The sequence below is a fragment of the Streptomyces sp. Act143 genome, assembly GCF_003143935.1.
GTDB lineage: Bacteria > Actinomycetota > Actinomycetes > Streptomycetales > Streptomycetaceae > Streptomyces.
On record NZ_QFRX01000001.1, the window covers coordinates 4440524 to 4451910 of the forward strand.

General features: G+C 70.7%; 9 protein-coding genes. 3 read left to right on the top strand and 6 right to left on the bottom strand.

Translation table 11 applies throughout. The features are described 5' to 3' along the window. Window positions 1–23: 23 nt before the first annotated feature. Window positions 24–1457: an MFS transporter gene (locus DI272_RS19965; RefSeq protein WP_309221694.1), complete on the bottom strand. Its 1434-nt coding sequence runs from the start codon at window positions 1455–1457 to the stop codon at window positions 24–26. A gap of 230 nt (window positions 1458–1687) precedes the next feature. On the opposite strand from DI272_RS19965, the gene DI272_RS19970 reads away from it, so the two are divergent. Further along, entirely contained in the window at window positions 1688–2734 is a 1047-nt protein-coding gene (locus DI272_RS19970) for a YafY family protein (RefSeq protein ID WP_109496681.1), read from the top strand. Between the two features lie 27 nt (window positions 2735–2761). Here the strand turns inward: DI272_RS19970 and DI272_RS19975 are convergent, their stop codons facing one another. The 3 genes from DI272_RS19975 to DI272_RS19985 form a co-directional block, all read right to left on the bottom strand. Further along, complete coding sequence (locus tag DI272_RS19975; RefSeq protein WP_109496682.1) at window positions 2762–3538, bottom strand: TetR/AcrR family transcriptional regulator; 777 nt, start codon at window positions 3536–3538, stop codon at window positions 2762–2764. A gap of 547 nt (window positions 3539–4085) precedes the next feature. Next, the gene (locus DI272_RS19980) at window positions 4086–5084 is read right to left on the bottom strand and encodes an RNA polymerase sigma factor RpoD/SigA (RefSeq protein WP_109496683.1); all 999 of its coding nucleotides are present in this window, start codon (window positions 5082–5084) and stop codon (window positions 4086–4088) included. A 521-nt stretch (window positions 5085–5605) separates the two neighbouring features. After that, window positions 5606–6373 (bottom strand): dioxygenase, encoded by a 768-nt coding sequence (locus DI272_RS19985; protein ID WP_109500933.1) that lies wholly within the window; start codon window positions 6371–6373, stop codon window positions 5606–5608. A 200-nt stretch (window positions 6374–6573) separates the two neighbouring features. On the opposite strand from DI272_RS19985, the gene DI272_RS19990 reads away from it, so the two are divergent. After that, complete coding sequence (locus DI272_RS19990; protein WP_109500934.1) at window positions 6574–7065, top strand: MarR family winged helix-turn-helix transcriptional regulator; 492 nt, start codon at window positions 6574–6576, stop codon at window positions 7063–7065. A gap of 107 nt (window positions 7066–7172) precedes the next feature. On the opposite strand, the gene DI272_RS19995 is transcribed toward DI272_RS19990, so the two are convergent. After that, on the bottom strand, window positions 7173–8714 hold the full coding sequence (locus tag DI272_RS19995; RefSeq protein ID WP_109496684.1) for an MFS transporter: 1542 nt from the start codon (window positions 8712–8714) through the stop codon (window positions 7173–7175). A 155-nt stretch (window positions 8715–8869) separates the two neighbouring features. Further along, window positions 8870–9511 carry a TetR/AcrR family transcriptional regulator gene (locus tag DI272_RS20000; RefSeq protein WP_109496685.1) on the bottom strand — a complete coding sequence of 214 codons (642 nt, stop codon included), beginning with the start codon at window positions 9509–9511 and terminating at the stop codon, window positions 8870–8872. A 364-nt stretch (window positions 9512–9875) separates the two neighbouring features. On the opposite strand from DI272_RS20000, the gene DI272_RS20005 reads away from it, so the two are divergent. Next, window positions 9876–11177: a M6 family metalloprotease domain-containing protein gene (locus tag DI272_RS20005; protein WP_109496686.1), complete on the top strand. Its 1302-nt coding sequence runs from the start codon at window positions 9876–9878 to the stop codon at window positions 11175–11177. Window positions 11178–11387: the final 210 nt, after the last annotated feature.

The following is an 11387-nucleotide window of genomic DNA, read 5'->3' on the forward strand; positions in this document are numbered from 1 at the left end:
CCCCGCTCTTCTCCGCCTTCGGGTCAGACGAGTTCCGGGTCCTTGAGGCTCACCGGCTCCTCCCCCGCCCCTTCCAGATGCTGCGCCCCCCGCTTGGGCAGCGCGAACATCAGCAGGAAGATCGCCGCCATGACGCCCGCGACCCACCCCAGCGCGTGCTGGAAGGCATCCACGAACACCGGTCCCACCTGGTCGCGTCGCAGTTCGTCCGGGATCTGGTTGAAGAAGACCACCGACACCAGGCCCAGCCCCAGCGCGTTGCCCATCTGCTGCACGGTGTTGATGAGGCCGGACGCCGAGCCCGCGTGCTCGCGCGGCACGCCCGACAGCACCATGTCCGTCAGCGGGGCGAAGATCAGCCCCATCCCGAGGCCCATCACGACGAGCGGGAGGGCCATCTGCCAGGGGGCGATGGAGGTGCCGTACCGGCCGGCCTCCCAGAGGTAGAGCAGGACGCCCGCCGCCATGGTCAGCGCGCCCGACTGCAGGACCGCACGGCCTCCGACCCTCGGCACCAGCTTCTGCACCGACAGCCCGGCGGCCATGGAGACCGCGATCGAGAACGGTACCCCGGTCAGGCCCGCCTTGAGCGGCCGCCAGCCCAGTCCGACCTGCATGTACAGCGTCCACACCAGGAAGAAGATGCCGAGGCCGATACCGAAGACGGTCTGGACGGCGACACCCGCGGCGAAGCTCTTCACGCGGAACAGGGAGAGCTCGATGAGCGGGGAGCCGTCGCGGGCGGTCTTGCGCTTCTCGTACGTCACCAGCGCCGCCAGGACGACGAGCGCGCCGGCCATCGACACATACCCCCAGAGCGGCCAGCCCAGCTCACGGCCGCGGGTCAGCGGGTAGAGCAGCATGAGCAGGCCCAGGGTCACCAGGGCCACGCCCACCAGGTCCAGCTTCAGGGCGCGCGGGGCCTTGGACTCGGTGATGAAGCGGCTGCCGAGGATCAGGCCCGCGATGCCGACCGGGAGGTTGATGAGGAAGATCGGGCGCCATTCCAGGCCCCAGAGGTTCCACTCCGTCAGCAGGGCGCCGAGCAGCGGTCCGGAGACCGCGCCGAGGCCGACGATCGCACCGAACAGGCCGAAGACCTTGCCCCGTTCCTCCGCCGGGAACGTCGCGTGCACGATCGACAGCACCTGCGGCACCATCAGCGCCGCCATGCCGCCCTGAAGGATGCGCGAGGCGACCAGCATCTCCGGGTTCGCGGCGAAACCGCACAGCGCGGAGGCGAGCGTGAAGCCGCCGATGCCGATGAGGAACAGCCGCTTGCGGCCGTGGATGTCGCCGAGGCGTCCGCCGGTGATCAGGCCCGCGGCGAAGGCGAGGGCGTAACCGGCCGTTATCCACTGGATCTGGCTGACGCTCGCACCCGCCTCGGCCTGGATGGACGGGATGGCGATGTTGACGATCGTGACGTCGACGAGGTCCATGAAGGCCGCGGTCATCACGATCGCGAGAGCGAGCCAGCGACGCCGGTCGGGCGCGGACACGGGGCCGGTCGCAGCCTCGGACGTCGCCTCGGACGTCGCCTCGGACGTCGCCTCAGGCATAGCCGCCAGCGTGGGCTCAGGCGTGGGCGTAGACGTGGAAACCACGGTTTCGGTGGAGGTCATGTCCTCAAGCTACGACCGCATTAGGTCAGATCATGTCCTAGATCTGCGGCATCCTCGCACTCATGACGACAGACACCCCGGCTCGGCTCCTCCAGCTCCTCTCGCTCCTCCAGACCCCGCGCGAATGGCCCGGCGGCGAGCTCGCCGACCGGCTCGGCGTCTCCCGCCGTACCGTGCGGCGGGACATCGACCGGCTGCGGGAGCTGGGCTATCCCGTGCAGGCGACCATGGGTTCCGACGGCGGCTACCGGCTCGTCGCGGGCAAGGCGATGCCCCCGCTCGTCCTCGACGACGAGGAAGCGGTCGCCATCGCGGTCGGGCTGCGGGCGGGGGCCGGGCACGCGGTCGAGGGGGTCGACGAGGCGTCGGTGCGGGCGCTGGCCAAGCTGGAACAGGTGCTGCCGTCCCGGCTCCGGCACCGTGTCTCCACCCTCCAGGCCGCGACCACGCCGCTGACCAGCGGGGACGGGGCGAGCATCGCACCCGAGACGCTGACCGTCATGGCCTCGACCGTCGCCGGGCACGAGCGGCTGCGGTTCCGGTACCGCACGAAGGACGGGACCGAGTCGCGGCGGGTGGTGGAGCCGTACCGGCTGGTGTCCACGGGGCGGCGCTGGTACCTCGTCGCGTACGACCTCGATCGCGACGACTGGCGTACGTTCCGGGTCGACCGGGTGAGCGAGCCGTTCGCCACCGGCGCGCGGTTCGCTCCGCGGGAGCTGCCGACGGGGAATGCGGCGGAGTATCTGCGGCAGTCCATGTACCGGCGGCAGGAGACCTACGGGTTCGCCGTGACGTTCGCCGCTTCCGCCGAGGTCGTCGCGGCGCGGGTGCCGGGGTGGTTGGGGGTGCCGGAGGCGGTGGACGGACCGGGTGAGGCGGATGAGCCGACTGAGGCAGGTGAGACGGGTGAGGCAGGCGAGGCAGGTGAGGTGAGCGGAGCAGGTGCGGAGCGCTGCCGGTTGCGGGGAGAGACGGGGGACGCGGTGGAGTGGCTGGCGATTCGGCTGGCCATGGTGGGGGTGGAGTTCACCGTGGAGGAGCCGGGTGAACTCGTCGAGTGCGTACGGGGGTTGGGGGAGCGGTTGGTTCGGGCCGCGGGTGGGTGAAGCGATGGGGCGCCCTCGCCCCGACCGTCATGGCTGCCCCTCCCACGGAAATCCCCCCAGCGCCCTGAGGTTCCGCAGCGCCAACTCCGTCGGCCCCGCCGCCCCGTTCGCCTTCGCCTCGCTCGCGACCCACGCCTCCACCGCCGTCCGTACCGCGGCACTCGCCACGGCCGCCGTGAAGCGGCCCTCGGCAGTCACGACAGGCATGGCGGGCATGGCGGGCATGGCGGGCATGGCAGCCGCAGCAGTCACGGCGGGCCCGGCCTCCGCGTCCGCCCCCGCCCCCGCCCCCACCCCCGCGTCCGCCTCCGCCTCCGCCTCCGCGGCAACGTTGTCAACATCACTCGCCACTCCACTGCCCACTCCACTACCCGCCCCACTCACCGGACCGCTCCCCGCACCCCCGGCCCCCCTCTCCCCCAACACCTCCGCCAGCATCCGCTCCGAGTCCCGGCACACCTCCGCCCACACCTTCCCCAGCGCCGGACTCGTCTCCGCCAGGCGGATCAGGGTGCGGACCCATTCCCAGGAGGACGCGGAGACCCCGATGCCCGGCGTCAGGGTCCGGCGTACCGCGTGTTCCAGGGCCTGCGGCACCGGCAGTTCCGCCGGTGCTTCCCGTACCGCCGCCACCCAGCGCTGCGCGCCCGCCGCGTACAGCGGGGCGACGGCCTCCTCCTTGGTCGCGAAGTAGCGGTAGAAGGTGCGCGGGGCGATACCGGCGGCCTGGGCGATGTCCTCGGCGCGGGTGGCACGCAGCCCGTGCCGGACGAAGAGCCCCGCCGCCGCCCGGGCGATCTCCATCCGCGTCTCCGCCTTGCGCCGCTCGGTCAGCGAGACCGAGGCGGCCGAATCCGAGGGGGTACGGGAAGCGCGGCCGGAGCGGGAGGTGGGGGCGGTTCGAGAGGAACGCGATGCTGGGGTGGGGCTGGTCACATCGGCAGGCTATGCCCATGTGACACAATCTGCCATCCGGCGGGCCACCCCGGGGTTCAGGTACGGGGTGGCCCGCCGTCCAGCATGCCCCGGTTTCCCGGAGTCCGTGGACGGCACCAGGCCCCTGAAGACCGAAACCAGTAGGCACCCCGCACCCGACAGAAGCAGAGCCGGACCCCGGCGCCCGGGGGGAGGGCGCCGGAGTCCGGCTCAGGGAGAGTCCCGGCGCCGGGGGGAGTGCGTCGGGACTTGGCTCTCGGGGCTCGGACGCTTGTCCGGAGCTCCAGGTGTTCGAACTCGGGGACCCTGAAGTCTTTTTCCCAGGGTCCTGCCTGTTGAAGCAGACCGACACCGCCAGGTTTGCGCCGCCTTGCGGCACCCGGCGTGCGCGGGCACACCCGCGCTGCGGGGGGCCTTACGCGACCGCGTCGAACCCGGTGTCCCGGGCCAGCTTCTTCAGTTCCAGCAGGGCGTGCTTCTCGATCTGCCGGATGCGCTCACGCGTCAGGCCGTGCTCCTTGCCGACCTCGGTCAGGGTGCGCTCCCGGCCGTCCTCGATGCCGTACCGCATCTTGATGATGGAGGCCGTGCGCTGGTCGAGGCGGCCGATCAGGCCGTCCAGTTCCTCGCTGCGCAGGAGGGTCAGGACGGACTGCTCGGGCGACACCGCGGAGGTGTCCTCCAGCAGGTCGCCGAACTGGGTGTCGCCGTCGTCGTCCACCGACATGTTCAGCGAGACCGGGTCGCGGGCCCAGTCCAGGACGTCCGTGACGCGCTCGGGGGTGGAGCCCAGCTCCTGCGCGATCTCGGCGGGCTCCGGGTCGCGGCCGTTCTCCCGGTTGAACTCGCGCTGGACCCGGCGGATGCGGCCGAGCTCCTCGACGAGGTGGACGGGGAGGCGGATCGTACGGGACTGGTCGGCTATCGAGCGGGTGATGGCCTGGCGGATCCACCAGGTCGCGTACGTGGAGAACTTGAAGCCCTTGCGGTAGTCGAACTTCTCCACCGCGCGCACCAGGCCCGCGTTGCCCTCCTGGATCAGGTCGAGCAGGGGCAGACCGCTGCGGGGGTAGCGGCGGGCCACCGCGACCACCAGGCGGAGGTTGGAGCGGATGAAGATGTCCTTGGCGCGCTCGGCCTCGGCGACGAGCGCCTCCAGCTCCTCGCGGGTGGCGTCCGCCTTGGACTCCTCGTAGCCGTCGAGGACCTGCCGCGCGAACACACCCGCTTCGATCATCTGGGACAGCTCGACTTCCTTGGCGGCGTCGAGCAGCGGCGTACGCGCGATCTCGTCGAGATACATGCCGACCAGGTCGCGGTCGGCGATCTCGCCGGCGTGGGCGCGAACGCTGCGTGCCTTGTCGACGGCCTCGCCGGAGGCGGACTGACGACGGGCGACGGCACGGGTTGCCATGCGTGTGCTCCCTTGCGATGTGGGCTGGCGGGTGGTCCATGGAGGCCTGGCCCCGATACGGTCCGGCACTGTCCGGTCCGGACTCTCCTCGGGTGCCCTGCTTCTGATGGAAACAACGACTGGAATCAGGACAGAATTCCCAACCCGCCCCCCTATTTTTCTGATCATGCAGTATCCTGCGCGGCCACATCCGCGCCGACGGTGCCGAGCAGCCCTACGGAGGCGCAGGTCAGGCCATGGGTCGAGACTGATCCCGGGCTCCTCATGAAACCCTCCTGCCCCCTCTTCCCTGAGACAGCCGTCACACTCGGTGCGGCGGCCCTCACCCGTGAGAACCGCCGTCGTCGGCCGCCCTCTGCCCCAGAAGACGGCCGACGCCCTCCGATGGTTGCCAGGTCAGCGGACTCCCAGGGAATTCACAGCGAGACCACATCCGGCGCTTACGACCCCTGCGCCACCCGCCCCGGCGCCCTCAGCCGAACTGCACCCCGCAGCCTTCACCGAACCGCGCCCCGGCAGCCTCAGCCGAACTGCACCGACCGTTTCGCCATTCCCATCCAGAACCCGTCGATCACCGACTTCTGCGAGTCCAGCTCGCCGGAGACCTCGGCCGCGCCCATCGTCACGAAGAGGGGCGCGAAATGCTCGGTGCGCGGGTGGGCGTAGCGGCCGGCCGGGGCCTTGCGGAGGAAGTCGAGCAGCCCGTCCCAGTCCCGTGCCTCCAGCGCCCGCCGGCCCCAGTCGTCGAACTCGGAGGACCAGGTCGGCACTCCCCCGCCGGTGTGGCGGAGCGCGGCGAGGTTGTGGGTGAAGAAGCCGGAGCCGACGATCAGGACGCCCTCGTCGCGCAGCGGGGCGAGCTTGCGGCCGATCTCCATGAGCTCGACCGGGTCGAGGGTCGGCATGGAGACCTGAAGGACCGGGATGTCGGCCGCGGGGAACATCTCGACGAGCGGGACGTACGCGCCGTGGTCGAGGCCGCGGTCCGGGATGTCCTGGACGGGGGTGCCGGGGGCGCGCAGCAGCTTGCGTACGGAGTCGGCGAGCGCGGGTGCGCCGGGGGCGGCGTACCGCACCTGGTAGTAGTGCTCGGGGAAGCCCCAGAAGTCGTAGACGAGCGGGACGGTCTCCACCGCGCCGAGGGCGAGCGGGGCCTCCTCCCAGTGGGCGGAGACCATGAGGATCGCCGTGGGGCGCGGGAGGTCCGCGGACCAGGCGGCGAGTTCGCCGGGCCAGATCGGGTCGTCCGCGAGCGGCGGGGCGCCGTGGCTGAGGTAGAGGGTGGGCATGCGCCCTGTGGTGCTGTCCTGGGTCGCGGTGGCCATGGCGCGGCTCCCTCCGAAAGGTGTTATATGAACACAGTTTTCAGGCATTACACGGTGTTACTTGAAGTCTAAAACTTCGTTACTTGAAATCTAAAGCTTCAACTTCCGCGAACATACCTCCAACTTGTTTAACTTTCAAGGAGCGCTCTCGTACAGTGGACGACATGGCCGAAGAACCCGTCTGGCTCACCGCCGAGGAACAGCGCGTCTGGCGCTCCTACATGCACGCCACCACCCTTCTCGAGGACCACCTCGACCGCCAGTTGCAGCGCGACGCGGGCATGCCGCACATCTACTACGGGCTGCTCGTCGGCCTCGCCGAGGCGCCGCGGCGCCGGCTCCGGATGACCGAGCTGGCGATGAAGGCGAAGATCACCCGCTCCCGGCTCTCGCACGCCGTCGCGCGGCTGGAGAAGAACGGCTGGGTCCGCCGTGAGGACTGCCCCTCCGACAAGCGCGGCCAGTTCGCGATCCTGACCGACGAGGGCCACGAGGTGCTGCGCCGCACCGCCCCCGGCCACGTGGGCGCCGTACGCCAGGCGCTGTTCGACCGGCTCACCCCGGAACAGCAGAAATCCCTCGGCGAGATCATGGAGATCGTCGCCGAGGGACTTCAGCCCAAGGAAGCGGGTGCGGACCTGCCCTGGCTCCGCTGAGCCAGGGCAGGTCCGGTGTGTCGTACGTGCGGAGCGTCCCCATCCCCGTATGTACGACCGGCACGAAGGGGTACGACCGGACGGTCGTCGTCGTGACGCCGTGGGCGTCAGTGGGCGACGACCGGCACCGGGACCTCGTCCTCGGCGCCCTCCGCGGAACCGGTCACGGTGTGCGCGTCCGGGCGGCCGGCGTTGACCAGGGTCACCACGATGACCGCGGCGAGGACCAGCATGCCGACGGCGAACCAGATCGCGTTGGTGTAGCCGTGCACCTGCCCCTCCAGCGCCACCAGCTGCTGCTGCGACTTGGTGGTCGCGGAGCCGATGTGGTCGGCGATGTAGGAGGTGGTGGCCGAGGCGGCGATCGTGTTCAGCAGGGCCGTACCGATCGCGCCGCCCACCTGCTGCGAGGTGTTGACCATCGCGGAGGCGACACCGGCGTCCCGGGGCTCGACGCCGAGCGTGGCTAGGGACATGGCCGGCATGAACGCCGTACCCATGCCGAGACCGAGCAGCAGCATCGCGGGCAGGATGATCGAGGCGTACGACGAACCGATCTCCAGCTGCGTCATCAGCAGCATGCCGACCGCGGCGACCAGGAAGCCGGGGCCCATCAGCATGCGGGCCGGCAGCCGGGTCATCAGGCGGGTGCCGATCTGGGTCGAGCCGACCATCATGCCGACGATCATCGGCATGAAGGCGAAGCCGGTCTTGATCGGCGAGAAGCCCTTCACGACCTGGAGGTAGTAGGTCAGGAACAGGAAGGTGCCGAACATCGCGATGATCGCGATACCGAGCGAGAGGTAGATGCCGCCGCGGTTGCGGTCGGTCACCACGCGCAGCGGCAGCAGCGGGGCCTTGACCTTGGCCTCGGTGACGACGAACGCGAGCAGCAGCACCGCGGAGGCGACGAACATGCCCACGGTCACGGAGTCCCCCCAGCCGTCGGACTCGGCACGGGTGAAGCCGTAGACCAGCGCGACCAGGCCCAGGGTGGAGAGCAGGACGCCGGGGATGTCGAGCGGGTTGCGGTTGCGGCCGCCCTCGGGCTCACGGATGACGAAGTACGCGCCCAGCGCGGCCACGACGGCGAACGGGATGTTGACGAAGAACGTCCAGCGCCAGTCCATGTACTCGGTCAGCACACCGCCGAGGATGAAGCCGACGGCACCGCCACCACCGGCGATGGCACCGTAGATGCCGAACGCCTTGGCACGCTCCTTGGCGTCCGTGAACATCACGGCGAGCAGGGAGAGCGCGGCGGGGGCGAGCAGCGCGCCGAAGACGCCCTGGAGGGCGCGGGCGCCGAACATCATGGCCTGGTTCTGGGCCGCGCCGCCGAGCGCGGAGGCACCGGCGAAACCGATCAGACCGACGACGAAGGCGTTCTTGCGGCCCCACAGGTCGGCTATGCGGCCGCCGAAGAGGAGCAGGCCACCGAAGGCGAGGGCGTAGGCCGTGACGACCCACTGCCGGTTGCCGTCGGAGATGCCGAGGTCCACCTGGGCGGACGGCAGGGCGATGTTCACGATGGTGGCGTCGAGGACGACCATCAGCTGGGCGAGCGCGATGAAGACGAGCGCCTTCCAGCGGTTGGCGTCACCGGCCGTGGCCGGTGCGCCGGGAGCCTTTGCGGCTGTTTCAGACATGGGAGTACCCACTTCGGGACTTCGTGACGGAAAAAAACAGTGCTGAGGGGACGGTCCGTCGTCGGTGACGGCCGGTGAGATTCGTGGTGATGTGGTCTGGTGTGGCGCTGTGATGTGGACTGGTGTGGCGCTCTGAACTAATCGGTGTCGGTCGGTCAGGCCTGGCGGAGGTCCTCGACGGTCACGGCCGTGCCGGGCAGGAGGGAGCGGGCCGGGGCCCGCAGTCCGTCCAGCAGCAGCTGCAGGTGGCGGTGGACGAAACGGTCGGCGTTGAAGCACGCGGTGCCGAACGGGGGCCGGCTGAGCTGGGAGACGGCGACCATCAGGTCGCCCGCTCCCACGTCGGGGCGCAGCTGACCGGCCGCCTTGGCGCGGTCCATCAGCTCCACGATGAGTTCCTCGCACCGGACCCGTGCGGCCTCCAGGTCCGGGTGGTTCTGGTCGAAGGTGCTCTGGACCATCGGGCACAGCGCGCTGACCCGCTCGTCGGCGGCGGTGTGCACGAAACGTTCCAGAGCCTCGAAGGCGTCCCCGGTCTCCGCGAGCGCCCGCTCGGCCGCCTCGGTCGTCCGGTTCATGACGGAACAGACGACCTCGCGGACGAGCGCGTCGCGGTCGGGGAAGTTGCGGTACACCGTGGCGTTGCCGACGCCGGCGCGGCGGGCGATCTCGTCGAGCGGCACATCGGGGCCGAACTCGGTGAACATCTCCCGGGCGGCGGCGACGATGCGCTCCCGGTTGCGCAGGGCGTCGGCGCGGGGCCGGGGCACCTTCTTCTGCACAGTGGTCGCGGTCACGGCGTACTCCTCGGAGTGGGGCTGGTCTGACGGTCCGGACTGATCTGACGGTCCGGGCTGTCCGGGCTTGATCCGGGCTGATCTGACGGTCCGGGCCGTCAGGGCTGTCCGGGCTTGATCCGGGCTGTCCGGGCGGATCCGGGGAAGATCTCCCCGTTTCGCGCGAACACACTTCTAAACGGGGAGACGCTCCCCGGTTATTTCAGGTTGAGGAGAAGAAGTGTTGTGACCTGAGTCACATGACTTCGCCCGAGAAACCCACGTTCGGCGCCCTCCAGCGCGCGCCCGCACCCCCCTCGACACAGGGTGATCGAAAGGGTGCAGTCCGTGAACCGACGGCTGCCGTGGGCGGAGAGGGCCGTGCATGCAGCAGACCAGCCGGGCAGCGCAGCAGACCAGCCGTCGGATACGCCCGCGCCGCGTCGCCGCCCTGGTGTCCGTGACCGCGCTGACCCTCGCGGTCAGCACCTCGGCCGGCACACGTCACCTCACGGCGGCCCCCGCGCCCGCGGGCGCCGGACCGATCGCGCTGGCCCGCAGCTCGGCCCACGGCCCCTGTCTGATCCGCGGCGGCACCGCGATCCAGATGTCGGAGGGCGTCCCCACCCCCGGCGGCTACTCCCGCTCCACCGGCACCGTCCGCGCCCTCACCCTGATGATCGACTTCTCCGACGCGCCGGGCCGCGGCCCCGCCCTCGACCGCTTCCGTGAGTTCTTCCCGCAGACCCAGGAATGGTTCCGCACCAGCTCCTACGGCCGCCTCGACTACCGCCCCGAGACGCCGGTCCCGACCTGGCTGCGGATGCCGAAGCCCTTCGCGTCGTACGGCATAGAGCGCGGCGCGCCCTTCGACCCCGGCTACCGGGACCTGGTCCAGGACATCGTGGCCGCCGCCGATCCGAAGGTGGACTTCCGGTCGTACGACTTCCTGAACGTGCTGGTCACCCCCAACGCCGGTCCGTCCGCCCTGGACACGGTCCTGTCGGTGACCTTCGCCGGCAACCCCGACGCCCCGGTCGCCGACGGCGTGCCGGTCGCCAACGCGTCCTTCGTCTACTCCCGCCAGGACGACGGCTCCGGCTCCCTCGCCCGGACCGGATACCGGGTCCTGCCCCACGAGAACGGCCATGTCTTCGGCCTGCCCGACCTCTACACCGCCGACGGCGGCGGCGCGGTCGGCCACTGGGACATCATGAGCGAGGACTGGGGCGCCAACAACGACCTCCTCGGCTGGCACAAGTGGAAGCTGGGCTGGCTGGACGCCTCCCAGGTCACCTGCGTGACCACGCCGGGCACCACCGAGTACACGCTCACCCCGATGGCCCGGGTCGGCGGTGCCAAACTGCTCTTCGTGCCGGTCAGCGGGCGCACCGGGTACGCCGTGGAGCTGCGCACCCGCGAGGGCAACGACGAGACGGTGTGCCGGCCGGGCGCGCTGATCTACAAGGTCGACGCGGACGTCGACACCGGGATGGGCCCGGTCACGGTGTTCGACGCCCGCCGTGACAGCGGCGGCTGCACCCGCAGCCCCAACGTCCACGCGGAACTCTCGGACGCCCCGTTCGCCCCGGGACAGCTCTTCGAGGACCGGAAGCGGCATGTGCGGATCGAGGTCGTAGGGGTGGATGCGTCGGGGGAGTACCGGGTGCGGGTGAGTCGGGGGTGAGGGGCCGGGTGCGGGTGAGTCGGGGGTGAGGGGCCGGGTGCGGGTGAGTCGGGGCGCGAGTCAGGGATGGGTGAGGGTGCCGGGGGTGGGTGCGTCGGGGGTGGGTGAGGGGTGGTGGGGTGGGTGAGTCAGGGGCGGTGAGGGGTGCCGGGGCAGGTGCGTAGGGGTGCCGGTCGGGGTGGGTGAGGGGTGCCGGGGGTGGGTGGGCTC

Coding starts and splice junctions, on each gene's coding strand:
- DI272_RS19965 (WP_309221694.1), bottom strand. CDS start 1,457: ATGACCGCGGCCTTCATGGACCTCGTCGACGTCACGATCGTCAACATC.
- DI272_RS19970 (WP_109496681.1), top strand. CDS start 1,688: ATGACGACAGACACCCCGGCTCGGCTCCTCCAGCTCCTCTCGCTCCTC.
- DI272_RS19975 (WP_109496682.1), bottom strand. CDS start 3,538: ATGGAGATCGCCCGGGCGGCGGCGGGGCTCTTCGTCCGGCACGGGCTG.
- DI272_RS19980 (WP_109496683.1), bottom strand. CDS start 5,084: ATGGCAACCCGTGCCGTCGCCCGTCGTCAGTCCGCCTCCGGCGAGGCC.
- DI272_RS19985 (WP_109500933.1), bottom strand. CDS start 6,373: ATGCCCACCCTCTACCTCAGCCACGGCGCCCCGCCGCTCGCGGACGAC.
- DI272_RS19990 (WP_109500934.1), top strand. CDS start 6,574: ATGGCCGAAGAACCCGTCTGGCTCACCGCCGAGGAACAGCGCGTCTGG.
- DI272_RS19995 (WP_109496684.1), bottom strand. CDS start 8,714: ATGTCTGAAACAGCCGCAAAGGCTCCCGGCGCACCGGCCACGGCCGGT.
- DI272_RS20005 (WP_109496686.1), top strand. CDS start 9,876: ATGCAGCAGACCAGCCGGGCAGCGCAGCAGACCAGCCGTCGGATACGC.